This window comes from Salipiger sp. (assembly GCF_048261495.1).
Lineage (GTDB): Bacteria > Pseudomonadota > Alphaproteobacteria > Rhodobacterales > Rhodobacteraceae > Salipiger.
In genome coordinates, this window is sequence record NZ_JBLXFX010000001.1 from 287,283 (window position 1) to 312,899 (window position 25,617).

Annotated in this window: 27 protein-coding genes; 11 read left to right on the forward strand and 16 right to left on the reverse strand. The window is 65.6% G+C overall.

The window, feature by feature from the left end; genetic code table 11:
• Positions 1 to 11 precede the first annotated feature (11 nt).
• Positions 12 to 917: a ParB/RepB/Spo0J family partition protein gene (locus tag ACN0RJ_RS01270; RefSeq protein ID WP_417723173.1), complete on the forward strand. Its 906-nt coding sequence runs from the start codon at positions 12 to 14 to the stop codon at positions 915 to 917.
• Here ACN0RJ_RS01270 and hemW read toward each other — a convergent pair.
• Genes hemW through rph form a run of 3 tightly spaced genes read right to left on the reverse strand, consistent with a single transcriptional unit; the run spans position 914 to position 3,385 of the window.
• A complete protein-coding gene (hemW, locus tag ACN0RJ_RS01275) occupies positions 914 to 2,071 on the reverse strand; it encodes a radical SAM family heme chaperone HemW (RefSeq protein ID WP_417723174.1) in 1,158 nt (385 codons plus the stop codon). The genes ACN0RJ_RS01270 and hemW overlap by 4 nt on opposite strands.
• Positions 2,064 to 2,675: an RdgB/HAM1 family non-canonical purine NTP pyrophosphatase gene (rdgB, locus tag ACN0RJ_RS01280; protein ID WP_417723175.1), complete on the reverse strand. Its 612-nt coding sequence runs from the start codon at positions 2,673 to 2,675 to the stop codon at positions 2,064 to 2,066. The genes hemW and rdgB overlap by 8 nt, the downstream gene beginning before the upstream one ends.
• Positions 2,672 to 3,385 (reverse strand): ribonuclease PH, encoded by a 714-nt coding sequence (gene rph / locus ACN0RJ_RS01285; protein WP_417718825.1) that lies wholly within the window; start codon positions 3,383 to 3,385, stop codon positions 2,672 to 2,674. The genes rdgB and rph overlap by 4 nt, the downstream gene beginning before the upstream one ends.
• Positions 3,386 to 3,498: 113 nt before the next feature.
• On the opposite strand from rph, the gene hrcA reads away from it, so the two are divergent.
• Both hrcA and ACN0RJ_RS01295 read left to right on the forward strand, forming a co-directional pair.
• A complete protein-coding gene (hrcA, locus tag ACN0RJ_RS01290) occupies positions 3,499 to 4,569 on the forward strand; it encodes a heat-inducible transcriptional repressor HrcA (protein ID WP_417718751.1) in 1,071 nt (356 codons plus the stop codon).
• 3 nt (positions 4,570 to 4,572) lie between these two features.
• Complete coding sequence (locus ACN0RJ_RS01295; RefSeq protein WP_417718750.1) at positions 4,573 to 5,124, forward strand: nucleotide exchange factor GrpE; 552 nt, start codon at positions 4,573 to 4,575, stop codon at positions 5,122 to 5,124.
• A 91-nt stretch (positions 5,125 to 5,215) separates the two neighbouring features.
• On the opposite strand, the gene mutS is transcribed toward ACN0RJ_RS01295, so the two are convergent.
• Positions 5,216 to 7,864: a DNA mismatch repair protein MutS gene (mutS, locus tag ACN0RJ_RS01300; RefSeq protein ID WP_417723176.1), complete on the reverse strand. Its 2,649-nt coding sequence runs from the start codon at positions 7,862 to 7,864 to the stop codon at positions 5,216 to 5,218.
• A gap of 127 nt (positions 7,865 to 7,991) precedes the next feature.
• On the opposite strand from mutS, the gene ACN0RJ_RS01305 reads away from it, so the two are divergent.
• Both ACN0RJ_RS01305 and ACN0RJ_RS01310 read left to right on the forward strand, forming a co-directional pair.
• On the forward strand, positions 7,992 to 10,247 hold the full coding sequence (locus tag ACN0RJ_RS01305; protein ID WP_417718748.1) for an NADP-dependent malic enzyme: 2,256 nt from the start codon (positions 7,992 to 7,994) through the stop codon (positions 10,245 to 10,247).
• A gap of 23 nt (positions 10,248 to 10,270) precedes the next feature.
• Positions 10,271 to 11,146: a ribokinase gene (locus ACN0RJ_RS01310; protein WP_417723177.1), complete on the forward strand. Its 876-nt coding sequence runs from the start codon at positions 10,271 to 10,273 to the stop codon at positions 11,144 to 11,146.
• A 3-nt stretch (positions 11,147 to 11,149) separates the two neighbouring features.
• Here ACN0RJ_RS01310 and msrA read toward each other — a convergent pair whose 3' ends face one another.
• The gene (gene msrA / locus ACN0RJ_RS01315; RefSeq protein WP_417723178.1) at positions 11,150 to 11,797 is read right to left on the reverse strand and encodes a peptide-methionine (S)-S-oxide reductase MsrA; all 648 of its coding nucleotides are present in this window, start codon (positions 11,795 to 11,797) and stop codon (positions 11,150 to 11,152) included.
• 132 nt (positions 11,798 to 11,929) lie between these two features.
• Here msrA and ACN0RJ_RS01320 point away from each other — a divergent pair, with 132 nt between their 5' ends.
• From ACN0RJ_RS01320 to ACN0RJ_RS01330, 3 genes are all read left to right on the forward strand, one after another.
• The gene (locus ACN0RJ_RS01320; protein WP_417723179.1) at positions 11,930 to 12,826 is read left to right on the forward strand and encodes a D-amino acid aminotransferase; all 897 of its coding nucleotides are present in this window, start codon (positions 11,930 to 11,932) and stop codon (positions 12,824 to 12,826) included.
• Positions 12,823 to 13,536, forward strand: a complete 714-nt coding sequence (locus tag ACN0RJ_RS01325) for an HAD family hydrolase (RefSeq protein WP_417723180.1) — start codon at positions 12,823 to 12,825, stop codon at positions 13,534 to 13,536. The genes ACN0RJ_RS01320 and ACN0RJ_RS01325 overlap by 4 nt, the downstream gene beginning before the upstream one ends.
• A 108-nt stretch (positions 13,537 to 13,644) precedes the next feature.
• Positions 13,645 to 14,058, forward strand: a complete 414-nt coding sequence (locus ACN0RJ_RS01330) for a hypothetical protein (protein WP_417723181.1) — start codon at positions 13,645 to 13,647, stop codon at positions 14,056 to 14,058.
• A 308-nt stretch (positions 14,059 to 14,366) separates the two neighbouring features.
• Here the strand turns inward: ACN0RJ_RS01330 and ACN0RJ_RS01335 are convergent, their stop codons facing one another.
• Positions 14,367 to 15,587: an argininosuccinate synthase gene (locus ACN0RJ_RS01335; RefSeq protein WP_417718742.1), complete on the reverse strand. Its 1,221-nt coding sequence runs from the start codon at positions 15,585 to 15,587 to the stop codon at positions 14,367 to 14,369.
• A gap of 126 nt (positions 15,588 to 15,713) precedes the next feature.
• On the opposite strand from ACN0RJ_RS01335, the gene ACN0RJ_RS01340 reads away from it, so the two are divergent.
• Both ACN0RJ_RS01340 and ilvA read left to right on the forward strand, forming a co-directional pair.
• A complete protein-coding gene (locus tag ACN0RJ_RS01340) occupies positions 15,714 to 16,457 on the forward strand; it encodes a hypothetical protein (protein ID WP_417723182.1) in 744 nt (247 codons plus the stop codon).
• A gap of 37 nt (positions 16,458 to 16,494) precedes the next feature.
• The gene (gene ilvA, locus ACN0RJ_RS01345; RefSeq protein ID WP_417723183.1) at positions 16,495 to 17,721 is read left to right on the forward strand and encodes a threonine ammonia-lyase IlvA; all 1,227 of its coding nucleotides are present in this window, start codon (positions 16,495 to 16,497) and stop codon (positions 17,719 to 17,721) included.
• 24 nt (positions 17,722 to 17,745) lie between these two features.
• On the opposite strand, the gene pqqE is transcribed toward ilvA, so the two are convergent.
• From pqqE to ACN0RJ_RS01380, 7 genes are all read right to left on the reverse strand, one after another.
• Positions 17,746 to 18,855, reverse strand: a complete 1,110-nt coding sequence (gene pqqE / locus ACN0RJ_RS01350; RefSeq protein ID WP_417723184.1) for a pyrroloquinoline quinone biosynthesis protein PqqE — start codon at positions 18,853 to 18,855, stop codon at positions 17,746 to 17,748.
• Positions 18,856 to 18,957: 102 nt separating this feature from the next.
• Positions 18,958 to 19,230 carry a pyrroloquinoline quinone biosynthesis peptide chaperone PqqD gene (pqqD, locus tag ACN0RJ_RS01355; protein ID WP_417723185.1) on the reverse strand — a complete coding sequence of 91 codons (273 nt, stop codon included), beginning with the start codon at positions 19,228 to 19,230 and terminating at the stop codon, positions 18,958 to 18,960.
• On the reverse strand, positions 19,227 to 19,976 hold the full coding sequence (gene pqqC / locus ACN0RJ_RS01360; protein ID WP_417723186.1) for a pyrroloquinoline-quinone synthase PqqC: 750 nt from the start codon (positions 19,974 to 19,976) through the stop codon (positions 19,227 to 19,229). Before pqqC ends, pqqD begins: the two co-directional genes overlap by 4 nt.
• Positions 19,973 to 20,869 carry a pyrroloquinoline quinone biosynthesis protein PqqB gene (gene pqqB / locus ACN0RJ_RS01365; RefSeq protein ID WP_417723187.1) on the reverse strand — a complete coding sequence of 299 codons (897 nt, stop codon included), beginning with the start codon at positions 20,867 to 20,869 and terminating at the stop codon, positions 19,973 to 19,975. The genes pqqC and pqqB overlap by 4 nt, the downstream gene beginning before the upstream one ends.
• 25 nt (positions 20,870 to 20,894) lie before the next feature.
• Positions 20,895 to 20,987, reverse strand: coding sequence for a pyrroloquinoline quinone precursor peptide PqqA (gene pqqA, locus ACN0RJ_RS01370; RefSeq protein WP_417718735.1), 93 nt, complete (start codon positions 20,985 to 20,987; stop codon positions 20,895 to 20,897).
• 100 nt (positions 20,988 to 21,087) lie between these two features.
• The gene (locus tag ACN0RJ_RS01375; RefSeq protein WP_417723188.1) at positions 21,088 to 21,789 is read right to left on the reverse strand and encodes a response regulator transcription factor; all 702 of its coding nucleotides are present in this window, start codon (positions 21,787 to 21,789) and stop codon (positions 21,088 to 21,090) included.
• Positions 21,790 to 21,798: 9 nt separating this feature from the next.
• Positions 21,799 to 23,376 (reverse strand): ATP-binding protein, encoded by a 1,578-nt coding sequence (locus tag ACN0RJ_RS01380; RefSeq protein ID WP_417723189.1) that lies wholly within the window; start codon positions 23,374 to 23,376, stop codon positions 21,799 to 21,801.
• Between the two features lie 178 nt (positions 23,377 to 23,554).
• On the opposite strand from ACN0RJ_RS01380, the gene ACN0RJ_RS01385 reads away from it, so the two are divergent.
• Positions 23,555 to 23,758: a hypothetical protein gene (locus tag ACN0RJ_RS01385; protein ID WP_417718732.1), complete on the forward strand. Its 204-nt coding sequence runs from the start codon at positions 23,555 to 23,557 to the stop codon at positions 23,756 to 23,758.
• A gap of 62 nt (positions 23,759 to 23,820) precedes the next feature.
• Here ACN0RJ_RS01385 and ACN0RJ_RS01390 read toward each other — a convergent pair whose 3' ends face one another.
• The 3 genes from ACN0RJ_RS01390 to ACN0RJ_RS01400 are packed head-to-tail and all read right to left on the reverse strand — an operon-like array spanning position 23,821 to position 25,610.
• On the reverse strand, positions 23,821 to 24,249 hold the full coding sequence (locus ACN0RJ_RS01390; protein ID WP_417718731.1) for a hypothetical protein: 429 nt from the start codon (positions 24,247 to 24,249) through the stop codon (positions 23,821 to 23,823).
• Positions 24,250 to 24,261: 12 nt separating this feature from the next.
• Positions 24,262 to 24,915 (reverse strand): ABC transporter ATP-binding protein, encoded by a 654-nt coding sequence (locus tag ACN0RJ_RS01395; RefSeq protein WP_417723190.1) that lies wholly within the window; start codon positions 24,913 to 24,915, stop codon positions 24,262 to 24,264.
• Positions 24,861 to 25,610 (reverse strand): ABC transporter permease, encoded by a 750-nt coding sequence (locus ACN0RJ_RS01400; protein ID WP_417723191.1) that lies wholly within the window; start codon positions 25,608 to 25,610, stop codon positions 24,861 to 24,863. The genes ACN0RJ_RS01395 and ACN0RJ_RS01400 overlap by 55 nt, the downstream gene beginning before the upstream one ends.
• Positions 25,611 to 25,617: the final 7 nt, after the last annotated feature.

Here is a 25,617-nt window from a genome sequence, read left to right on the forward strand (position 1 = left end):
AGGAAGACGAAATGTCTGAGAAGAAGGAAATGCGCAGGGGTCTGGGTCGCGGGCTTTCGGCCCTCATGTCGGATGTGGATGTCATGTCGAGCGGTCCTGCTGCGGGCGAGGCCCCGCGCCAGCCGGATCGCATGATCCCGATCGAAAAGCTTGTCCCGAATCCCGATCAGCCGCGTCGCTCCTTCACGCCCGAACAATTGCAGGAGCTTTCGGATTCGATCCGGGCCAAGGGCATCATCCAGCCGATCATCGTCCGTCCTCGACCGAACCATGACGGAGAGTTCGAGATCGTCGCCGGGGAGCGCCGCTGGCGTGCCGCGCAGCTTGCCCAGTTGCACGAAGTCCCGGCGCTGGTCCGGAATTTCGACGATCTCGAAGTGCTGGAAGTGGCGATCATCGAGAACATTCAGCGGGCCGACCTGAACGCGATCGAAGAGGCGGCCGGATATCGGCAGCTCATGTCGCGCTTCGGTCATACGCAGGAAAAGATTGCCGAGGCGCTGGGAAAGAGCAGAAGTCACATCGCAAACCTGCTGCGCCTGCTGAACCTGCCCGACAGCGTGCAAACGCTTGTGGTCGATGGTAAGATTTCCGCCGGCCACGCGCGCACCCTGGTGACCGCCGAAAATGCCGAAGAGCTTGCCGAGCAGATCGTGTCCCGGAACCTCTCTGTCCGTCAGGCCGAACAACTGGCCCGGAATGACGCGCCGCCGCGTCCTCGCGCAGGGAACAAGCCGTCGGCCGGACCCGAAAAGGATGCGGATACGCGCGCGCTCGAAGGCGATCTGTCCGCGGCGTTGGGGATGAAGGTCACGGTCGATCACGGCGCGAACGGGGAATCCGGGCGGGTGACGATCAGCTACGGCTCGCTCGACCAACTGGACGAGATCTGCATGATCCTGAGCAGCGCACGTTAATCCGGAAGAAGTTCCGTCACGATCCTGTTCAGGACCATCCTTCCGGCGGTCGTCACACCGAGGCGACCGTCTTTCCGCCAGAGCAAATCAAGCTCCTCGAGCTCCACGAGGGTCTGTTCCGGCAGGCCGGCGGGGTACAGACGTTCGACCCTGGCAAGGTCGATGCCGTCCGTCACACGCAGCCCCATCATGACATATTCTGACAGGATCTCCGCCGCGTCGAGCCTGTCGCGCAGTTTGTCGGCTGATCCGGCATTGGCACGATCCATCCAGACCGAGGGCAGAGCCCAGGCTTCGGTTGCATGGCGGATGCCGTCAAGGGTGACACGCCCGTGGGCGCCCGGACCGATCCCCACATAATCTCCGCCGCGCCAGTAGATGAGGTTGTGCTTGGACTCGGCGCCGGGAGGGGCGTGGTTCGACACTTCATAAGCCGGACGGCCGTGTGCTTCGCAGATCTCCTGCGTCGCGAGGAACATATCGGCGGCCAGATCCTCGTCAGGAAGACCGCGCAGCTTTCCCGCCCTATGACGTGTCCAAAAGGCGGTGCCCTGTTCGATGGTGAGTTGGTAGAGTGAGAGATGTTCGCCCGCGAGGTCGAGCCCCGTCCGCAGCTCCGCTTCCCAATCCGCGAGGCTCTGACCCTGTCGGGCATAGATCAGATCGTTGGAGACTCGGGGAAAGATCTGCCGGGCGAGCTCCAGCGCGGCAATCGCCTCGTCTACGCCGTGCAGCCGGCCGAGACGCTTCAGATCGGCGTCGTTCAAGGCCTGAATGCCGAGCGAGACACGGTTCACTCCGGCGAGAGCGAAGCCCTCGAACTTGTGCGCCTCGACGGACCGCGGATTGGCTTCGATGGTGATTTCTATGTCGTTGGACCAGGCCCAATGATTGCGGCTGGCGCTCAGGATCTTTTCGACCGTCGCGGGTACCATGAGCGACGGGGTCCCGCCGCCGAAATAGATGGATTGCAGGACCCGCCCCGAGGTCAGTGCGCCGTATCGGTCAAGTTCGGAAACCAGCGCCCGGGCCCAGGCCTCGTGGTCGACGCCGCCCGTGACATGGCTGTTGAAGTCGCAATAGGGGCACTTGGCCTCGCAAAAGGGCCAGTGGACATAGAGGCCGAAGCCGCCGCTTTCCCAGAACTCAGGCAAAGCAGCCTTTCACGAATTTCCTGAAGGCATCGGCGCGGTGGCTGATGCGGTTCTTTTCCCAGCGGTCCATCTCGCCGAAGGTGATGTCGTAGGCCTCGGGCTGGAAGATGGGGTCGTACCCGTGACCCTGATCGCCGCGCATCGGCCACACCACGCGACCCTCCATCACGCCCGGGAACACCTCGTCGCTACCGTCCGGCCAGGCCAGGACGAGCGTGCAGCAGAACCGCGCGGTCCAGGGCTCGGCCGCGCCGCTGTCCAGCAGCGCGTTCCGGGTCTTTTCCATCGCCATGACAAAGTCGCGACCTGTCTCTGTTTCGGCCCAATCGGCGGTGTAGACACCGGGCGCGCCGTCCAGCGCATCGATCGCGATGCCACTGTCGTCGGAGAGCGCGGGCAGGCCGGTCGCCTTGGCGGCGGCATGGGCCTTGATCCGTGCGTTTTCGACGAAGGTGGTGCCGGTTTCTTCGGGTTCCGGCAGACCCATCTCGGCCGCGCCGACAACCTCGACGGCGAACGGCTTCAGGAGATCGGCGATCTCCTCCAGCTTCCCGCGATTGTGGGTCGCCACCAGAAGCCGCTTGCCGTCGAAGCGCCGGGTCATGCCACGGCCGCTTTCTGTGCAGCGACAAGTTGCGCGACCCCGGCTTCGGCATGGTCGAGCAATTGCCCCATCTGTGCGCGGGTAAAGGTCGCGCCCTCGGCGGACATCTGCACTTCGATCAGCTGGCCATCGCCGCGCAGGATGAAATTGCCGTCCACCCCGGCTTCGCTGTCTTCGGCATAGTCGAGGTCAAGCACCGGCTGGCCGGCGTAGATCCCGCAGCTTACCGCCGCGACGGGCGACACGAGCGGATCGGTGATGATCGACCCGGCCTTCATCAGCTTGTTCACGGCGATCCGCAGCGCGACCCAGGCGCCTGTGATCGAAGCGCAGCGCGTGCCGCCGTCGGCCTGGATCACGTCGCAGTCGACGGTGATCTGGCGTTCGCCGAGCGCGACGCGGTCGACACCGGCGCGAAGGCTGCGGCCGATGAGGCGCTGGATTTCCACCGTACGGCCACCCTGCTTGCCGCTTGCCGCCTCGCGGCGCATCCGCGATCCGGTCGACCGGGGCAGCATGCCGTATTCCGCGGTGACCCAGCCCAGCCCGCTGCCCTTGATGAAGGGCGGTACGCGCTCTTCCAGGGAGGCCGTGCAGATCACGTGGGTGTCGCCGACCTTGATCAGGCAGGAGCCTTCCGCATGTTTCGTGACGCCCGTTTCGATTGAAACGGTGCGCATTTCGCCTAAATCACGTCCTGACGGTCGCATGGGCCATCCCTTCCTTGTTTTGTTCGGGATAATCGGGCCAGACATGACCCGCAACCCCGATTGACGGCGGGCGCCGGGCGTCTTTAATACCCGAGGTGACTGGAAAGGTTAGGATGAAAGAAGGAAGCCGCCTTCTGGACGAAATGAACGACCGCTCGCGGGAAGTGTTCCGCCGGGTGGTCGAGGCATATATCGAATCCGGGGAGCCCGTGGGCTCCCGGACCCTGACCCGTACGCTCAGCGAAAAGGTTTCCGCCGCAACGATCCGCAATGTCATGCAGGATCTGGAGTTTCTCGGCCTGCTCGACAGTCCGCACGTTTCCGCCGGGCGCATCCCGACCCAGTTGGGGCTTCGGATGTTCGTCGACGGGCTGCTGGAAGTGCGGGATCTCGATCACCACGACCGTGAAAAGCTCGATGCCACGCTCGGGGCAGGGGCGGGCGACGTGGGCGGCCTGCTCGACCGCGTGGGGGCCGCGCTGTCAGGCGTGACGCATGGCGCGTCGCTGGTGCTGACGCCGAAACACGAAGCCCCTATGAAACATATCGAGTTCGTCAGCCTCGGGCACGACCGCGCGCTGGTCGTGCTCGTCTTTGCCGACGGACACGTCGAGAACCGCCTGTTCGCGCCGCCTCCGGGCCAGACGCCGAGCTCCATGCGCGAGGCGGCGAATTTTCTGAACGCGATGATCGAGGGCAAGACCCTCTCCGAATTGCGCCGCGACATGGCGCGGGAAATCGCCGCCCGCCGTCAGGAACTGAACAGCCTCGCCGCCGAGATGATCGAGACGGGCATGGCGATGTGGGAGGGCGAGGCCGACAATTCCGCGCGACTCATCGTGCGCGGCCGGGCGAATCTTCTGGGGGGAGAGGCCGAAGCCGAGGAACTCGACCGGATCCGGACGCTGTTCGACGATCTGGAACGCAAACGTGACATCGCGGAATTCCTCCAACTGGCCGAAACGGGCGAGGGTGTCCGCATTTTTATCGGTTCGGAGAACAAACTTTTCTCACTTTCGGGTTCCTCTCTGGTGGTCTCTCCATATATGAACGCGGATCGCAAGATCATCGGCGCGGTGGGAGTGATCGGCCCGACGCGCCTCAACTACGGTCGGATCGTTCCGATCGTGGACTATACGGCACAGCTTGTCGGCAAACTCATTGCCGAACGTAGCGAGAGGTGAAGAATGGCAGATCCGAAGAACGACGATTTTCTGGATGATATCGAAGCCGCAGAGGCCGAAGCCTATGCGGAAGAAGACCTGGACCCGACCGAAGTCGAGCTCGATTCGCTGCGCGCGGAGCGGGACGAATTCAAGGACCGTTTCATGCGGGCGCTGGCGGATGCGGAAAACGCACGCAAGCGCGCCGACAAGGACCGGCGCGAGGCCCAGCAATACGGTGGCACGCGGTTGGCGCGTGACCTCCTTCCGGTTTACGACAACCTGCAGCGTGCCCTGAACGCCGCGCGGGAAGAGCATGCCGCCGCGGCACTGATCGAAGGCGTGGAACTGACCCTGCGCGAGCTCAGCAACGTCTTTTCCAAGCATGGCGTGACGACGATCACGCCCGAGGTGGGCGACAAGTTCGACCCGCAGATGCACCAGGCCATGTTCGAAGCCCCGGTCCCCGGCACCAAGGCCGGCGAGATCATTCAGGTTTCTGCGGAAGGCTTCATGCTGTTCGACCGGCTGCTGCGCCCCGCGCAGGTCGGCGTCAGCTCCATGCCCGCAAGCTGAGCAGACATTCCGAAGCCCTCCGATGCTGTTCGGGGGGCTTTTTCATGTCCGGATTCATCTCCGGCGCCCGGAATGTTTCACGGGAAACGGTTCACCCGTTCCCGGCGAGCAGATCCTTCAGATCGTAGATTGCCTGCAGGGCTTCGCGCGGTGTCATCTCGTCCGGGCTCAGCGTCTTTAGACGTTCCTCCACTTCGGAGGGTCCCGGCGCTGCAACGGGCTGCGGCGGGGCACTGGCTGCGGCGGAAAACAGTGGCAGGTCGTCGATCAGCGCCTTCGGCGAGGGACGCTCGCGTTCGCCCTTTTCCAATGCGTCGAGCACCGTGCGGGCGCGGGCGATGACGGGTTGCGGCAGCCCGGCCAGTTGCGCGACCTGCACGCCATAGGACCGATCCGCCGCGCCGGGGCGTACCTCGTGCAGGAAGATGACTTCGCCGTCCCATTCCTTGACCGCGACGGTGGCATTGGTCACGCCGGGCAGCTTGCCCGCCAGCACCGTCAGCTCGTGGTAATGGGTCGCAAACAGCCCTCTGACGCGGTTGGACCCGTGCAGATGTTCCAGCGTCGCCCAGGCGATGGAGAGACCGTCATAGGTTGCCGTTCCGCGCCCGATCTCGTCCAGGATGACCAGCGCCCGTTCGTCCGCCTGGTTGAGGATCGCCGCGGTCTCCACCATCTCGACCATGAAGGTGGACCGCCCGCGCGCCAGATCGTCCGACGCACCGACCCGGCTGAAGATCTGGCTTACCAAACCGACATGGGCCGACTGCGCGGGCACGTGGCTGCCGATCTGGGCGAGCAGGGCAATCAGCGCGTTCTGCCGGAGGTAGGTCGATTTACCGGCCATGTTGGGACCGGTCAGAAGCGTCAGCGCAGCGGACTCACCATCGGCGGAAAGCTGGCAGTCGTTCGCGATGAACGGTGCCCCGCCCTGTAATCGCAGCGACCGTTCCACCACCGGATGCCGGCCGCCCGTGATGGCAAAGGCGCGGCTTTCGTCGACCTCGGGGCGGCACCAGTCCAGATCTCGCGACAGGTCGGCAAGCCCGAGCGCGACATCGAACTCCGCCAGCGCGTGTCCGGTGTCGGAAATTGCGGGGGCCGAGGCGAGAATGGCGGACTTCAGGCTGTCATAGAGCCGCTTTTCGATCTCCAGCGCCTCGCCGCCCGCATTCAGGATGCGGGTTTCGAGGGCGCTGAGTTCGACCGTGGTGAAACGGACCTGATTGGCGGTGGTCTGGCGATGGATGAAGGTTTCGTTCAGCGGCGGCGACATCATCCGTTCCGCATGGGTCGCCGTGGTTTCGATGAAGTAGCCCAGCACGTTGTTGTGCTTGATCTTGAGCGAGGTCACCCCGGCAAGCTGCGCATAGTCGGCCTGCATTCCGGCGATGACACCGCGGCCCTCGTCGCGCAGCTTGCGCGCCACGTCCAGATCGGCGTCGTAGCCCGCGCAGATGAATCCTCCGTCCCGTGCCAACAGCGGCGGTTCGGCGACCAGCGCGTCTTCGAGCAGGGCGATCAGTTCGTCATGGCCGGTGAGAAGGTCGCGCGCCTCGGACAAGAGCTCGGGCAGGTCGGCAGAGGCCAGTGTCCGCGACAACAGGGCGGCCTGCCCCAGCGCATTGCGCACGGCGGCAAGATCGCGTGGTCCGCCACGATCGAGACCCAGCCGGGACAGGGCGCGGTCGAGATCGGGCACCTTGCGCAGCGCGTCGCGCAGGGTGGGGCCTTCGGGGGCCTCCATCGCCCAATCCAGCGCGCCCAACCGCTGCCGGATCACGGTCAAAGCCCGCGAGGGCGAGGACACCCGCCGCTCGAGCAGCCGCGCGCCGCCGGAGGTCACGGTGCGGTCGATGACCGACAGCAGCGAACCGGCGCGCCCGCCCTGCATGGAATGCGTCAGTTCCAGGTTGCGCCGTGTCGCGGCGTCGATCTGCATCTGCGAGGAAACGGCATCCTTCTGCGGCGGACGCAACAGCGGCAACCGGCCCTTTTGCGTGATGTCGAGATAGTCGACCACCGCACCCATTGCCGCGAGTTCCGCGCGCGAGAAGGTGCCGAACCCGGCCAGCGACTGCACTCCGAACAGGCTGCAAAGCCGGTTTTCCGCATTGCCGGAATCGAACGACGCCCGCCCCAGAACCGTCGGCATCACCCCGAGATCGGACAGCACCGTGCGCAGATCCTCCTCGCCCGTGTCCGAGACCAGCAGTTCCGCCGGGGTGAGCCGCGCAAGTTCCGCGCCGATCCGGGCGCGGCCCAGCGGCATCACGTGAAACGCCCCGGTCGAAATATCGGCCCAGGAGATCGCCCATTCGTCTCTGACACGGCCCAAAGCGGCCAGGAAATTGTGCCGCCGTGCCTCCAGCAGGCTTTCCTCTGTCAGCGTTCCGGGGGTGACGAGGCGCACCACGTCCCGGTTCACCACCGACTTGGCGCCACGCTTCTTGGCCTCGGCGGGGCTTTCGAGCTGTTCGCAGACCGCGACGCGGAAACCCTTCCGGATCAGCGTGAGCAGATAGCCCTCGGCAGCGTGGATCGGGACACCGCACATCGGAATGTCGTCGCCCTCGTGCTTGCCGCGTTTGGTCAGGGCAATATCCAGCGCCTCCGACGCCGCCGCGGCGTCGTCGAAGAACAGCTCGTAAAAATCACCCATCCGGTAGAACAACAGCGCATCGGGATGCCGCGCCTTGATCTCCAGATATTGCGCCATCATCGGCGTAACAGCCGTCATATGGTCCCCCATCCGTTCCCGTCAGACATAACAAAGCGCAGGCGGCGACCGAAAGCGGAAAACCGCGCTGTTGAGCCGTCCTGTGCCCTGCGCTAAGAGGAACTCCGCCGCTATGGAGGAACGAGGCATGGCCAAGGTCAAACTAACCCGCGAAGAGGCTCTGGCCTTTCACCTCGAGCCGACGCCTGGCAAGTGGGAAATCCGCGCCACCGTCCCGATGACCACCCAGCGCGATCTGTCGCTGGCCTACTCTCCCGGCGTCGCGGTGCCCTGCGAGGAAATCGCCGCGAACCCCGAGCTGGCCTATGATTACACCAACAAGGGCAACCTCGTTGCGGTGATCTCCAACGGGACGGCGGTTCTCGGCCTCGGCAATCTCGGCGCGCTCGGCTCCAAGCCGGTGATGGAAGGCAAATCGGTGCTGTTCAAGCGCTTCGCCGACGTGAACTCCATCGACATCGAACTCGACACCGAAGATCCCGACGAATTCTGCCGCGCGGTCAAACTGATGGGCCCGACCTTCGGCGGCATCAACCTCGAGGACATCAAGGCGCCCGAGTGTTTCATCATCGAGCAGCGGCTCAAGGAAGAGATGGACATTCCCGTCTTCCATGACGACCAGCACGGCACGGCGGTGATCTGCGCGGCCGGCCTCATCAACGCGCTGCTGTTGTCGGACAAGAAGATCGAGGACTGCCGCATCGTGCTGAACGGCGCGGGGGCGGCGGGGATTGCCTGTCTCGAACTCATCAAGTCGATGGGGGCCCGCAACGAGAATTGCATCATGTGCGACACCAAGGGCGTGATCTACCAGGGGCGCACCGAGGGCATGAACCAGTGGAAGTCGGCCCACGCGGTCAAGACCGAACTGCGCACCCTCGAAGAGGCGATGAAGGGCGCGGACGTGTTCCTCGGCGTTTCCGCCAAGGGAGCGGTGACGCAGGACATGGTCCTGTCGATGGCGGAAAACCCGGTGATCTTCGCCATGGCAAATCCGGACCCCGAGATCACGCCGGAAGAGGCTCACGAGGTACGCCCGGACGCCATCGTCGCGACCGGCCGCAGCGATTATCCGAACCAGGTCAACAACGTCCTCGGCTTTCCCTACCTGTTCCGCGGCGCGCTCGACATTCATGCCCGCGCGATCAACGACGAGATGAAGATCGCCTGTGCCAACGCGCTGGCCGAGATCGCGCGCGAGGACGTGCCGGACGAGGTGGGTCTCGCCTACGGGCAGACGCTGGCCTTCGGGCGGGATTACATCATTCCGACGCCTTTCGATCCGCGCCTGATCCACCGCATTCCGCCCGCCGTCGCCAAGGCCGGGATGGACACCGGCGCCGCGCGGCGTCCGATCATCGACATGGAGGCCTACGAGGAAACGCTCAAGGGCCGCATGGATTCCACCGCGCCGATCCTGCGCGGGATCAACAACCGTGCGCGTGCGGCGCAGGCCCGGATGATCTTTGCCGAAGGCGACGATCCCCGCGTGCTGCGGGCGGCGGTCATGTACCAGCGAAATGGGCTGGGAAAGGCGCTGGTCGTCGGCCGCGATTCCGACGTGCGCAAGAAGCTGGAAGAGGCCGGACTGGCCGATGCGGTCCGCGAACTCGAAGTGGTGAACGCGGGCAATACCCGCCATCTCGAAACCTACAAGGAGTACCTCTACGCGCGGCTTCAACGCAAAGGCCAGAACCGGCAGGACATTCACCGTCTCGCCTCGCGCGATCGGCACGTGTTTGCCTCGCTGATGCTCGCGCATGGTCACGGCGACGGGCTCGTTACCGGCGCGACCCGCAAGTCGGCGCATGTGCTGGAACTGCTGAACCACGTCTTCGATGCCGACGCCAAGCACGGGGCAGCGGGGGTCACCGCGCTGATCAACAACGGGCGGATCGTGCTGATCTCGGACACGCTGGTGCATGAATGGCCGGAGCCCGAAGACCTCGCCACCATTGCCGAGCGGTCCGCCGAAGTCGCGCGGCATCTCGGGCTGGAACCGCGCGTCGCCTTCGTTTCGTTCTCGACCTTCGGCTACCCGGTGTCCGAGCGCGCGCACAAGATGCATCTTGCGCCGCTGGTCCTCGACCGTCGCGGCGTCGATTTCGAGTACGAAGGCGAAATGACCGTGGACGTGGCCCTGAACCCGAAGGCGCAGGAGGCCTATCCCTTCCAGCGTCTCAGCGGCCCGGCGAACATTCTGGTGGTTCCGGCGCGTCACTCGGCCTCGATCTCGGTCAAGCTGATGCAGGAAATGGCGGGTGCGACGGTGATCGGCCCCATCCTTGCCGGCGTCGACAAGTCGATCCAGATCTGTTCCACCAACATGACGGCGAACGACATTCTGAACATGGCGGTTCTTGCGGCCTGCAAGATCGGCTGACAGGCAAACAGGGGGGGCCGGCGATGACGATCTTCAATCTCGGGTCGATCAACGCCGACCTCTTCTACCGTGTCCCCCATCTGCCGGGTCCGGGCGAGACTTTGTCCTGCTCCTCCCACACCCGCGGGCTGGGTGGCAAGGGCGCGAACATGTCGGTCGCCGCCGCCCGCGCCGCGTCGCGCGTCGTCCACGTCGGTGCGGTCGGTCCGGATGGTGGCTGGGCGGTCGAGCGGCTGATGGAATACGGTGTCGATACGCGCCATATCTCGCGGCTGGACATCGCCACCGGCCATGCGATCATCGCCGTGGATGATGCGGGCGAAAACAACATCATTCTCTATCCCGGCGCAAATCGGGCCATATCGGAGTCGATGATCGCCGCCGCACTGGCCGAAGCCGGGCCGGACGACCTGTTCCTGTTCCAGAACGAGACCTCCGGTCAGGCCGAAGCGGCGACCAAGGCCAAGGCGCTGGGGATGTCCGTTGCCTACGCGGCGGCCCCCTTCGATGCCGCCGCCGTTTCCGGGGTTCTGCCGCTTCTGGACATCCTGGTCCTGAATGCCGTCGAAGCGCGGCAGCTCGAAGCGGCGACGGGCCGCACCCTTCAGGATCTGCCGACGCGTCACGCGGTCGTCACGCTCGGCGGTGACGGGTGCCGCTGGATCGACAACTGCGCGGGGACCGAGCGCACCTTTCCGGCGTTTCCCGTGAAACCCGTCGACACCACCGGGGCGGGGGATACCTTTACCGGCTATCTGCTGGCGGCGCTGGATCGCGGGATGCCGATGCCGCAGGCCATCACCCTCGGCCAGCGAGCGGCGGCGATCATGGTCACTCGGGTCGGCACGGCGGATGTCATTCCCGATCTGAAGGACGTGCAGGACGCCCGGCTCGGCTAGATTTCAGCCCCCGGCAAAGGGCGCGGCCCCGCCCCAAAGCTGGCGCACGCGCTGGTCGCGACCGCAGGCGTCGCGGTACTTCTTGTAGGCATTCGACTGCTTGATCGGTCCGAAGCGGGTCAGCACGAGGTTGTCGCCCTTGTAGTAGTCCTGGTGATAATCCTCGGCTTCGTAGAATTGCCCCGCCGACAGGACCGGGGTCACGACCGTCTTGCCGAGCGCGGCCTGAGCCTCGGCCTTCGCCGCCTCGGCCGATGCCTTCTGAGCCTTGTCAGAGACGAATATGGCGGTCCTGTAGCTCTCGCCCCGATCACAGAACTGCCCGCCTGCATCGGTCGGATCGACCGAGCGGAAAAACATCGCGTAGAGCTTGTCGCGCGAGACGCGGGCGCTGTCGAAATAGATCTTCACCGCCTCGTAGTGGCCGGTCCCGCCACGGCTGACCTGCTTGTAGGTCGGGTTCCTGACCGAACCGCCGGTGTAGCCGGACACCGCCTTGGTGACGCCGGCAACCTTCTCGAAATCGGCCTCGACGCACCAGAAACAACCCCCGGCCACGGTGATCGTCTCGATGGGACCGGCAACGGCGCGCCCTGCCTGGACCGAAGCGCCGACGACGATGAGACAGGCAAACAGGATGTGTCGAAACATGATGATCTCTCCCTTTTCACCGCGAGCCTGCGGGCGAAGCGCCATCGGATCAATCGCTGCAACGCGATTTCACCGCATGGTGAGCGCGCGTGACCCCTTTTGCAGATCCCGGAATGCGCCTAGCGTGAGTCTATGGACAAGGTCACGACACACCAGGCGGAAGACGATATCCGCAATGAATCGATCCTCATCTGGGTCAACGGTCAGCTGAAACCCAGGGCCGAGGCGACCGTTTCGGTATTCGATTCCGGGTTCATGCTGGGGGATGGCGTCTGGGAGGGTCTTCGGCTCTATGACGGGCGGTGGAGCTTTCTCGACGACCACATGGACCGCCTGTTCGAGGCGGCCAAGGCCATCGACCTCGATATCGGCATGACCCGCGAGGCTCTCGTGGCGGCGCTGTTCGAAACGCAGCGTGCCAATGGCATGACGACCGATGCCCATTGCCGCCTGATGGTGACGCGCGGGGTCAAATCCCGGCCGTTCCAGCATCCCGCGCTGTCGCGCCAGGGACCGACCATCGTCATCCTGATGGAGCATTCGCGACCCTCGATCCCGCGTCCGATCAAGCTTGCCACCGTGCCCCACATCCGCGGGCTGCCGATGACGCAGGACCCGAAGCTCAATTCCCACTCCAAGCTGAACTGCATCCTCGCCTGCATCGCCGCCGAGAAGGCCGGCGCGGACGAGGCGCTGATGCTCGACATCCACTGCTTCGTGAACACCACCAACGCCTGCAATTTCTTCATCATCCGCAAGGGCGAGGTTTGGACCTCGACCGGGGACTACTGCATGAACGGCATCACCCGGCAAAAGGTCATCGACCTCTGTCGTGCGAACGATATCCCCGTGTTCGAGCGGAATTATTCGCTGGTCGACACCTATGGTGCGGACGAGGCCTTTCTCACCGGGACCTTCGGCGCGCAGACTCCGGTGGGCGAAATCGACGGCCGCCGGATCGGCACGGGCGGAATGGGTCCGGTCACGCAGCGCCTTCGCGATCTCTATATGGAGATGGTCAAGCCATGAGGATCGCCATGTGGTCGGGCCCGCGGAACCTGTCGACCGCGATGATGTACGCCTTCGGCAACCGCGCCGACATGCACGTGGTGGATGAACCGTTCTACGGCCCCTACCTGCGCCGGACCGGCCTGCCGCACCCCATGGCGGAAGAGATCAAGGCCTCGCGGCCCGAAGACGCCTTCGAGGTGCAACAGAGCCTGCTCGGGCCGATCCCGGACGGCAAGCCGCATGCCTACCACAAGCACATGACCCAGCACATGATCGACGGCATCCCGCGGGCGTTCATGTCGCAGTGCACCAATGTCTTCCTGCTCCGCCACCCCGCCCGCGTCGCCGCGAGTTTCGTGAAGGGCTACGGGCAGGCCACGGAGGACGACATCGGTTTCCGGCTCCAGGCCGAGTTGTTCGACCATGTCCGCGCAATCGGCCAGGTGCCGCTGGTGATCGACAGCGCCGACATCCGCCGCGATCCGCCGGGGATGCTGCGCAAGCTCTGCGAAGCCATGGACCTGCCGTTCGACCCGGCCATGCTGCACTGGCCCGAGGGCGGCCATGCACAGGACGGGGTCTGGGCCGCGCACTGGTACGGCTCCGTGCACGCCTCCACCGGCTTTGCCGGACCGGAGGGCCCGCTGCCGGAACTCGACGGCACGGCGGCCCGGCTGGCCGAGGCGGCGATGCCCCACTACGAGCGTCTGCGGGCACTCGCGCTCTGAGCGGCGGAAATTTCGCGCCGTTTGAAACTCCGTGCACGGCTCCTGCGTGTCTCCGGTCATGACGGAGGGCAAGACGCCCTCCGCGACAGAAACCGACAGGAGTATTCCATGAAGATCCTTGCATTCGCCACCGCCGCCACCCTCGCCGCCGGAACGGCCTTCGCGGCCTCCCATGCCATGGCTCCGATGGTAGAAGCGGCGGACCAGAGCGTTTCCAACGGTATCGTCAGCGCCGACAAGGTCATGGCCGACCAGAACGGTTGGCTCGTGGTGCACCGCACCGATGCCGAGATGAAGCCCGGCCCCGTCGTCGGTCACGCCCCGTTGCGTGCCGGAGAGAACACCGACGTAGCCGCCATCCTCACCGAAGCGGTCGAGCCCGGCGAGATGCTGATGCTGATGGTCCATGGTGAAGACGGCGGCATGCAGACCGGCATCTTCGAATACACCCTCGGCGCCAAGGAAGACGGCCCGATCCGCGTCGAGGACAAGCTGGTGATGACCGTCGTCACCACTCAGTAACGGTTTTCGCGTAACGAGTACCGGGGTACCCGTAACGAGTGACTGGACCGCTTTCGGCTTGCCGGGGGCGGTCCTTTTGACTCGGCCCGGATCTTCATGTCCGGGGGTGGGTACCGCCGCCATACCCGCAAGCGGGTGAAGGTGGCTGAGGGCGGACCATGGGGCGCTGCCCCGTCCGCGTTGCGGACTCCCCGGGATATTTCGGGCCAGAAGAAACACGAGAAATGGCCCGCGGCTTCTTCTGGCCAAAAATATCCCCGCCGGAGGCATGTCCGGCGGGGTCGTTCAGCGTGTGATCTGAGGTCGTCTCAGCCTTTCAGCCGGCGGTTCCGGGCTGCGAGCAGTTTCAGACGCAGGGCGTTGAGCTGGATGAAGCCCTTGGCATCCTGCTGGTCATAGGCGCCGGCATCGTCCTCGAAGGTGACGTGGGCCTCGGAATAGAGCGACCTGTCGGACCAGCGGGCGATCGTGCGGGCGGAGCCCTTGTAGAGCTTGACGCGCACGGTCCCCGAGACGTGCTCCTGCGACTTGTCGATCAGGGCCTGGAGCATTTCGCGCTCGGGGGAGAACCAGAAGCCGTTGTAGATCAGCTCGGCATAGCGCGGCATGATCGAATCCTTCAGGTGGCCTGCGCCGGAATCCAGCGTGATCTGTTCGATGCCCCGGTGTGCCTCGAGAAGGACGGTGCCGCCGGGGGTCTCGTAGATGCCGCGGGATTTCATGCCGACAAAGCGGTTTTCCACGAGATCGAGGCGGCCGACACCATGTTTGCCGCCGAGTTCGTTGAGCCTGGTCAGGATCTTGGCAGGCGACATCGCCTCGCCGTCGATGGCCACTGCATCGCCCTTTTCGAAGGTGATCTCGATGACCTCGGGCGTGTCGGGCGCGTCTTCGGGATTCACGGTGCGCTGGTAGACGTAGTCGGGGGCCTCTTGTGCCGGATCTTCGAGGACCTTGCCCTCGGAGGAGGTGTGCAGCAGGTTCGCATCGACCGAGAAGGGCGCTTCGCCGCGCTTGTCCTTGGCGACGGGGATCTGGTTCTGTTCGGCGAATTCGAGCAGCCGCGTCCGCGAGGTCAGATCCCAGAGCCGCCAGGGCGCGATGACCTTGATGTCGGGATTGAGCGCGTAGGCGGCGAGTTCGAAGCGCACCTGGTCGTTGCCCTTGCCGGTCGCGCCGTGGGCGACGGCGTCAGCACCTTCGGCGGCGGCGATCTCGACGAGGCGCTTTGAGATCAGCGGACGCGCGATCGAGGTGCCGAGAAGGTACAGCCCTTCGTAGAGCGCATTCGCCCTGAACATCGGGAAGACGAAATCCCGCACGAATTCTTCGCGCAGATCCTCGATGTAGATGGAGCTTGCCCCCATCATCTCGGCCTTCTTGCGCGCCGGTTCGAGCTCCTCGCCCTGGCCCAGATCGGCGGTGAAGGTCACGACCTCGCAGCCGTATTCGGTCTGGAGCCATTTCAGGATGATCGAGGTGTCGAGGCCACCGGAATAGGCCAGGACGACTTTCTTGGGCGCGGACATGGGCAGTTCCTCAGGGTAAGATTGGCAGGCGGATTAGACGGTTTTGCCTCCGGTAGCAAGGATCGCCCGTTGGAGTGGCCCCGAGGCTGTGCTAGCCAGCGGTCAGGCAGGCGAGGGCAGGGCGACATGAAGGGCTGGCAGATCTTTGTCCATTCGATCCGGATGGTGCTGAACAATCTCGGTCCGGCCTTCCGGGTGTCCGGCATTCTCTACCTGGTGCAGGCCGTCAGCCAGGTGATGATCCTGCGCAATGCGCCGCAATACGACATCGACGGGATGCCTGCCCCCGGTCCGTCCGGCACCGGAGAGCTGTTGCTCTACCTCGGGCTTGCGGTCCTTGCCAGTCTATGGATCGCGGTCGGCTGGCATCGCTTCGTCCTGACGGGCGAGCGTCCGTCCTCCTTTCTGCCGCGCTGGCACGGGGCCGAGCTGGCCGCCTATCTCTGGACCTCGGTCAAGGTCGGGGTGCTGGTGATGGTGGCGCTGATGCTGGCCTCCGGGATCGGGGTTCTGCTCTCCGCCTTCCTGCCGGCACTGATCGGCGGCATGATGTTCGGCCTGTTCGCGCTGGGCTTCTACATCTTCCTGCGCGTCGGGGCGGCGCTGCCTGCCGCCGCGATGGGCGAGGCGACGGGCCTCAGAGCCGCATGGCGCGCGACCGGGCCGCATGGCGGGGATATCGTTGCGGTGACGCTGCTGATGCTGGGCGGCACGCTTCTGGCCGAGCTTCCGACGATGCTGGACGGCGATGCGGGCTCCGCGATCAGCGTGATCTACACGCTGGTGGTCAACTGGTTCGTCACGATGTTCGGCATCTCGGTTCTTACCACGATCTACGGTCATTGCATTCAGGGCCGCCCCATCGACTAGGCTTGCCAAGGACCGCGCTTTGCGCGAGGTCTGACGCATGGACAGCTTTGCCGATCACGCCCGTGCCGCTGCCGCCGAGATGCGCGCGGTCTTTCCCGAATCCCCGCTGCTGCGCAACGCGCATCTGAGCGCGCGCTTCGGCGCGGATATCTGGCTCAAGCGCGAGGATCTGTCGCCGGTGCGCAGCTACAAGCTGCGCGGCGCGTTCAACGCCATGCGCAAGCGGCCTGAGGCGGATCTGTTCGTCTGTGCCAGTGCGGGAAACCACGCGCAGGGGGTGGCCTACATGTGCCGCCATTTCGGCAAGAAGGGCGTGATCTTCATGCCAGTGACGACGCCCCAGCAGAAGATCGACAAGACGCGGATCTTTGGCGGGGATGCGGTCGAAATCCGCATGATCGGGGACTATTTCGACGACTGCCTTGCCGCCGCCCAGAGCTTTTGCGCCGAGCGCGGCGGGCATTTCCTGTCTCCCTTCGACGACGACGACGTGATCGAGGGTCAGGCCACGGTCGGGGTCGAGATCCTGGAACAACTCGGCCGCGCGCCGGATCACCTCGTGGTGCCGGTCGGGGGAGGCGGGCTGAGCGCCGGTCTGCTGAGCTTTTTCGGCGCTGACTGCCAGTACACCTTTGTGGAGCCGCACGGCGGGGCCTGTCTGCGCGCGGCGCTCGAAGCCGGAAAGCCCGTGACCCTGCCGCGGGTCGACACCTTCGCCGATGGCGCCGCCGTCGCGCGGATCGGGGAACGGACCTTCGATCGGCTCAAGGGGGTCGGGCTGGCCAGTTCGCTGACCATCAACGAAGACCGCCTCTGCACGACGATCCTTGAAATGCTGAACGTCGAAGGGATCGTTCTCGAACCCGCGGGGGCGCTGTCGGTGGATGCGCTCAAGGATCTGGGAATGACCATCCGGGGCAAGACGGTGGTCTGCATCACCTCCGGCGGGAATTTCGATTTCGAGCGGCTGCCCGAGGTCAAGGAGCGTGCGCAGCGCTATTCGGGGGTGAAGAAGTACTTCATCCTCCGCCTGCCGCAGCGGCCGGGCGCGCTGAAGGATTTCCTGAATTTCCTCGGCCCGGAAGATGACATCGCCCGTTTCGAGTACCTGAAGAAATCCGCGCGCAACTTCGGCTCCGTGCTTATCGGGATCGAAACCTCGGAGCCGGGAAATTTCGAGCGGCTGTTCGGGTTGCTCGATGACAACGGATACACCTACCGCGACATCACCGAGGACGAGGTTCTGGCCCAGTTCCTGATCTGAGCGGGATCCGGGCCGGAACAGGCTCTATTCCGCCGGTTCCGGGACGGGCTTGCCCGGCGCGGTGCGGTAGACCAGCGGCGCGTCGGCGGCGGCGTGGGCGTCGGCCTGACGTTGCAGGGCGCCATGGGCCGGGGATTTCACGCAGGTCGGGTCGGTCGCCGCGGCATCCCCCGCCAGCGCCATCGCCTGGCACCTGCATCCGCCGAAATCCACCAGCTTGCGGTCGCAACTGGTGCAGGGCTCCTTCATCCAGTCGGTGCCGCGATAGGCGTTGAAGGCCGCCCCGTCGCGCCAGATCTCGGCCAGCGGACGCTCGGCCACGTTGTCGAACCGCAGGTGCGGAATCGTCTGCGCCGCGTGGCAGGGCAGGACCACGCCGTCCGGCGCGATGTTGAGCCCGGTGCTCCCCCAACCGCCCATGCAGCGCTTGGGATAGTCCGAATGATAGTCGGCGGGCACGTAGTCGATGACAAGGGTTCCCTTCAGGCGCAGGCGTGCCTCCTGTACGATGCGCGTGGCTTCGGTCGCCTGTTCGCGGGTCGGCATGAGGGAATCGCGGTTGCGCATGGCCCAGCCGTGGAACTGCACGGTCGCAACCTCGATCCGGCGGGCGCCCATCTCGACCGCCATCTCGATCGCGCGGGGCAGCTGGTGCAGGTTGCGCCGGTGCAGGACGGCGTTGAGGGTGAGGGGAAAGCCGATCTCGCCGATCCAGGCGGCCACCTGCATCTTGCGGGCGAAACCGCCCTTGTAGCCGCCGATCTCGTCCGCCATCTCCGGGGTTGTTCCCTGCAGCGACAGCTGGATGTGGTCCAGTCCGGCCTCGTCCAGTTCGGCCAACCGTCTCTGTGTCAGCCCGATTCCCGAGGTGATGAGGTTCGTGTAGAGCCCCGCCTCGCGCGCGGCGCGCACGAGGTCGGCAAGGTCGCGGCGGGTGGCGGGCTCCCCTCCCGAGAGGTGCAGCTGCAGCACCCCGAGATCGGCCGCCTGGCGGAAAGCGCTGATCCATTGCCCGGTGTCGAGTTCGCTGTCCTGCCGCGCCAGTTCCAGCGGGTTCGAGCAATAGGGACAGGACAGGGGGCAGCGATGCGTCAGTTCGGCCAGCATGGCGATGGGGGGGCGGATATCGGTCATCTTGCGGCTCTCTCCGGGCATCTTTCCCGGTCTTGGCTTCGTGTGTCGGGGCTGCGCCGGATTGCGCAGGTGGACAGGAGGGGGGACGCGGCGCGCCTCCGCTCAGGCCAGGTCGAGGAAGCGGCGGTCGCGCAGCGCGCCGAGAAAGCCGGCGCTGTCCCGGGCGATCTGGTCCTGCGGGGCGTTGTAGCTCTGCGCGAGGTCGGCGGTGATTTCGCCCAGACTGCGGGTGCCGTCGATCCTCGACAGGATGGCGTGGCCGACCGCATCTAGCGTGATGGCGCGTTCCGGGGCCAGCAGCACCCAGGCGTTTCGCACCCTGTCGTGGTGCAGGCGGACGCCGCGCGGCAGGGTCGGGATCGCGTCGGGGCTCATGCCGCGTGCGCCTCGGCCAGGCCGGTGCCGGGAGTCCAGGCACCGGGCGGGATGCGCGCCGGGGCGACATAGGCCCCCCAGAGCGCGTCGAGCTGCGACCAGAGCACATCGGTCTTGAAGATCAGCGCCTTGGCGGCGGCGTCCTGCTTTTCCTGCGTATCCGCATGGTCGAGAACCCATTTCAGGCCGAAGGCGACATCCTTCGGGGCCTCCTTCAACCTGTTGCGGAAGTAGGACAGGGCGCCGTCGTCGGCAAAGGCATAGTTCTTCAGTAGCCCTTCGATCCGGTTGGCGTGGATCTTGGGCGCGAACAGCTCGGTCAGCGAGGCGGCCACCGCTTCGAGAAGGGTCTTTTCACGCACGAAACGCACATAGGCATCCACGGCGAACCGGGTGGCGGGGAGGACTCCTTCGTTCGACGCGACATAGTCGGGATCGAGTCCGACCGCCTCGGCCAGCCGCAGCCAGCGGCGGATACCGCCCTCGTTCGTCTCGGTCCCGTCGTGATCCTCGATCCGGGACCGCCAGGCGCGGCGCAGGTCGGGGCTTTCGACACGGGACATGAAGGCGGCATCCTTCATCGGGATCGAATGCTGGTAGTAGTAGCGGTTGATGACCCAGGCGCGCACCTCGTCCGGCGTGCAGTCGCCGCCGTGAAGGCGGTGATGGAACGGATGGAGGTCGTGATACCGTTCGGCGCCGATGCGGCGCAGGCGGGCTTCGAATTCCTCGCGGGACCGGGTCATGTCGTCACCTCCATTCCGTCTTCTCCGATGGTCCACCCGGCGGCCTCTGCCTCGGCCCGCTCCGGGGCATCGGGGCGCAGCACCGGGTTCGTATTGTTCATGTGCACGTAGATCTTGCGGCCGATCGCCATACCGTCGAAGGCGGCGATGGAGCCGTCCGGCCCGCTCATCGACATGTGGCCCATGCGCCGGCCCGTCTTGTGACCCAGCCCTTCGCGGATCATTTCGTCATCGCGCCAGAGCGTTCCGTCGAAGAACACCAGAGCGGCGCCTTCGAGGCGCGCGCGCAGGTCGTCGGTCAGCCGTGCGCAGCCGGGAATGTAATAGGCCGCGGTTTCGCCGGATCTCAGTTCGACGCCGACGGTCTGCTCGCCCATGAGATCGGTCTCGACCTCGGCCCCCTCCATGTAGAGCGGCACCTTGCCGGGCACGGCAAACAGGGTTGCCGTCAGGCCGGGCGCGATTTCCGCGGGAGAGTCGAGCGCGATGGTGCGCCGGGTCACGACTTCGGGGTTCAGCGCGGAAAAGATCGGGTTGGCGGCCAGCACCGCGTGGATTTCCGAAGTGGCGTGGAGTTCGAACGGCTGCATCTCGCGCAGCGTCAGCAGGCCAGCCACGTGGTCGATATCGCCATTGGTCAGCAGCACCGAGCGCAGCGGCATCTCGCGCAGGCCGGTGGGGTGCAGCGGGGGGGTGGCGGCAAGCTGGGCGCGGATGTCGGGCGATGCGTTCAGGATGGCCCAGTCGGTGCCGTTTGCCGAAACCGCCAGCGAACTTTGCGTCTGCGCGGGGATACGTCCCTCTCGCGCCAGCACGCAGTTGCGGCAGCCGCAGTTCCATTGGGGCAGTCCGCCACCGGCGGCCGCCCCGAGGATGCGCGCGCGGAACGCCATGTCAGGTCCTCCCGCGCGCACGATTTCAGAACAGGACGCCGTCGTCGTGATCGGGTCCGTACATGTTGATTTCCATGCCGCATTCGATTTCGCGGATCTCGGGTTTGGTCCAGGCCATGAGTGTCTCCTCCGTATGGTCCGAATGGGTTTCGGGTGTGCTCAGGGTGCCAAACCCGGGGCGCATCAGGCGAGTCTTATATTCTAAGAAACGGAGGGACTTAGGTCGTAAGACCTTGGTGGGGAGGGCGCGGCGGAAGTCCGTCGAGGCAGAAGCCGCGATTGCGCAGGGTCTTGATCTCGAACCCGAAATCCGAGGCGGGCGAAAGCTTTTTGCGCAGGTAGCCGACATAGACGTCGACGACGTTTTCCGACCCCGACCCGTCCGAGGCCCAGAGCGCGTCGAAGATTTCGCCACGGCTGAGCGGGGTGCCGGGATGGCGCGCGAGCAGGTCGAGCAGGGCATATTCGCGATCGGTGAGGGCGACCGACCGGGTGTCCGTCGACAGGGTGCGATCCGCGGAAAGGCGCGCGGGGGCCGGGCGGGTCGCGGCGGCGCGGCTTTCCTGCACCTTCAGCCGAGCGGTGAGTTCGTCGAAGGAAAACGGCTTCACGATGTAGTCGTCGGCCCCTGCCTCCAGTCCCGCCGCGCGGTCTTCGACCTCGGACAGTGCGGAGAGCATCAGGATGGGCATTCTCGCCCCGGCGGCGCGGGCCGCCCTCACCAGGTCGATGCCGCTGTCAGGGCCGATCATCACGTCGATGATTGCGGCAGAATAGCCGGGATCGCGCAGTTCGATCAGGGCGGATTCGGCTCTGTTCAGGGTCTCGACCGCGTAGCCGTGCAGGGCAAGGCCACGGGCGAGCGCCGAGGTGATTTCCGGATCGTCGTCGACGATGAGAAGGCGCGGGGCGGAGGTCATGGCCGAAGGTTACCCGGCATCCAGCGGGAGGTGGAGCAGGATTGTCGTGCCGGGTGCGGTTTTGTCGGCGTCACGCGCGGGGCTTTGCAGGTGCATCGTGCCGCCCTGGGCTTCCACCACCCAGCGGGCCAGCGCGAGGCCCAGCCCGAACCCCCGTCCCCGTTCGGGGTTGCTGCCCTGGGTGAATCGGGTGAACAGGCTGTCCTGCATTCCGGCCGGAATGCCGGGGCCGCGATCGGTGACCTCGATCACGGCAAAGCCGCCCTCGGCCCGCGAGGTGACGTCGATCACCCCGCCGTCACGGGCATAGCGGATGGCGTTGCGCACCAGCCCGGACACGACCTGGCGCAGCCAGTTGGCATCGCCGCGCGCGGTGATCCCCGGCGCGCAGTCGAGGCTGAGGCTCATGCCGGCATTGGCGATCTCGGCGCGGGTCTCCTCGGCCATGCCGGAGAGCATCTCGGCCACCGGAACCGCGCCGTCCTCCAGTGCAAGCTGCCCTGTCTCGGACCGCGCCACGCGCAGCAGGTCGTCGATGCGGCGATTGAGCCGGGCGGCGCGGTTTTCGATGGTCGTGAAGGCCTCCGCAGCCAGCGGCACGGTCTTCCGGCCCAATTGCGACTCCATCAGGATCACCGTGAGCGGGGTGCGCAATTCGTGGCTGATATCGGCAAAGAACCGGCGGCGGTCCTCGTCGGTGCGTTCCAGCCGCGCATTCGCGAGGCGCAGGTCCTCGGTCCGTTCGGCGATGGTGTCGTTCAGCCGCGACCATTCGGCGTCGATCTCGGCCTTCCGCGCGGCAAGCGCGGCGGTCATCCGGTTGGTCTCTGCATAGAGGCGGCCGATTTCGTCCGGGCGGCTGTCCGGCAGCACGACCGAGAAATCCTCTGCCCCGACACGGCGCGCGGCGTCTCCCAGCGCGTCGAGCCGGCGGAGTTGCGGGCGCACCAGCCCGAAGTGGAAGGCGAGCAGCATCAGGACCGTGACGGCTGCGATGGCCAGCGCCGTCCGCTCGAGCCCGGTGCGCAGATCGCCGATCCCGGCCAGCACGTTGGTGCGGAGTCGGTTTTCCTCGTTCACCATCTCGGCGAGGAGGGGTTCGAAGTTCGAGGCAAAGTTGTTCAGATGGGCGCGCAGGGTCACGCGATCCGCCGTGTCCGAGGTGAGCCCGGCTGTGACCTGCCGGAACTGCGCCTCCATCCGCGCCAGACCCAGGGTCTGTGTCGCGCGGCGCGATTGTTCATCCAGCCCCAGTTCCGAGGCTTCGACGACCGCCGCGGCGAGATCCCCGCGCAGCCGGGCAAATGTCTGGCGGATGGTGTCGGAAACCTGCGCCATGCGGGCGGTGCGCTGATCGGCGGGAAGGCCGGTCTGGATCGCCTCTGCGCTGACCACGAAAAAGGTCGAAACCTGCGTCGACAGAGCGGCATATCGGTCCATCCGGTGTTCCGAGGCAAGCGCGGCAGTCATCCGTGCCGAAACGCGCGACATCCCCACCATGAGCACCGCGACCGTGACCAGAGTCGCGAGTCCCAGGACCGCGGCGCCGAGTCCGAAGCGGAGTTTGAGGGACAGGGTCCGGGTCATTAGTCAGCCTTGTTTACCTTTTAGCGCCGCACATAAATTGGGCGGCAATTGCTGGTCTGCCCAAAATTCGCACACCATGCTGCGGCGCAGCAACGCAGCGAACGGTCCTTTCACTGTTTCTTATGCCGTATGACTTAATCCTAAAGTCGTAGTTCGCACCAACTCAACGAGGATCGCCATGATCGAACTTCTCTTCGTTGCCTGCCTCTCGACGGCACCGGACCAGTGCCAGGAGCGCAGCCTTCTCTTCACCGACATCACGCCCATGACCTGCATGATGGGCGCGCAGCCGGAATTGGCCAAGTGGACCACCACGCATCCGGCCTTCACCGTGCGCGGCTGGAAATGCCGGGCGGTCAAACCCGGCGAAAAAGAAGCCTGATCTCAGCCCACGCGGCCCTCGTTCGGGGAGGGCAGGTCGCGTGTGCCTCTCCGGGTCCTCGTTCAGCGGATCGTGATCTCGACGCGCTGGCTCTCGCCCGTCGACCCCGGAATTTTCAGATGGTACTGGCCCGGCTTGATGGCCAGAAACTCGATTTCCATCGTTCCGGCCTCGTCGAATTCGACGCTTTCCAGACCGAAGGGCCGAATTTCCAGCCCGTTCACCACCACTTCGTTGACCCAGATCGCCCGGAAGAACCCCGGCCCCTCCAGCCCGAGCTCTCCGCTGCCGTCCGAGGTGATCTCGACCTCGTAGAGCGTGCCGGAGTTCAGCGTGATCGGACCCTCCGCCAGGGGCTTGCCGACGGAGAGGGTGATTTCCGGCATCTCGTCCTTGTTGCTCTTGGACAGGACACCGGCAAAGCCGAACTCGTGGGCAAGCGCGGGGGCGGCGATGGCGGCGAAAGCGACGGCAAGACAAAGCGATTTCACGGAAGGTTCCTTTCAGACGATGTGCGGTGACAGCGTCGCGGGATCGCCGCGAAGCTGAAGGATGCGATTGGCCAGCCGCTCGGCTTCGCTACGCGCATGGGTGACGAACAGGGTTGCCGGGCGGTGTTCGGCGATCAGCGCCTCGGTCAGCCCGATCATGGTCTCGGCGGTTTCCGCATCGAGCGACACGAAGGGCTCGTCCATGATCAGCAGGTCCGGCTGTCCCGCAAAGGCCCGCGCCAGCGCAAGGCGCCGCTGCTGGCCGAGCGAGAGCTGACCGGGGAACATCCGCTCCTTGCCGCGCAGGCCGACCCGTTCGAGCGCGGCGCGCGCGCCGTTGCGGCTCAGCCCCGGATTGGTCAGCGTGAGGTTCTTGAGCGTGCTGCGCCAGGGCAGCAGCGTCGGTTCCTGAAAGACGATGGCCATGTTGTCGGGCCTGTCCACGGTGCCGTCGAAATCGGGATCTATCCCGGCGACGATCCGCAGTATCGTCGATTTGCCGATCCCCGACGGCCCGAGCAGTGCCACGGTTTCACCGGGGCGGATGTCGAACCGCACCTGCCCCAGCACGGGCCGCCCGCCAAAGCTCTTCGACCGGATGTCGACGTGGATCATGCGGTGCGCCAGCGCCTCACCCGACGCTCCCAGGGTTGCAGGACCATCCATTCGACCAGCAGCATCACGCAGATGAAGGAAAGGGCGTAGACCAGCACCATGCCCACGTCGAACAACTGGAAGTACAAATGGATCTGGAACCCGATGCCCGAGGACCGCCCCAGGAATTCCACCACCAGCACGATCTTCCAGATCACCGCCACCCCCGCCCGCGCGGAGGCGGTCACGTAGGGGGCGAGCTGCGGCAGCGTGACGTTGAGGAAACGCGACCACGCGTTCATCCGGTAGATCCGTGCCATCGCGTCGAGGTTCGGGTCCAGCGCCCGCGCGCCTTCCCGGATCACCGTCGCCACGTTGGGGATCTTGTTCAGCGTCACGGCCGCGATCGCCGCCGCTTCGGTCAGCCCGATCCACAGGTAGCACAGGACGATCAGCACCAGCGCGGGGAGGTTCAGGAAGATCACCAGCCAGGGGTCCAGCCAGAGGTTCACCCGCTCCGACCGGCCCATCGCCAGGCCCAGGGCGGTGCCGATGCTCATCGCCAGCAGGAACGACCAGGCCACCCGCCAGAGGGTCGCCCCCAGGTGATGGAGCAGCTCTCCCGACATCAGTTCTCGGCGGAACGGCTCCACCAGCGACAGGGGGGATGGCAGGATCTGCGGATCCGCCGCCAGCGTTGCCGCCAGCGTCCAGATCGCCAGCAGCCCCGCGACCGAGAGAAGCGGGGCGCTCGCCTTGTCCATCATCCCGCGC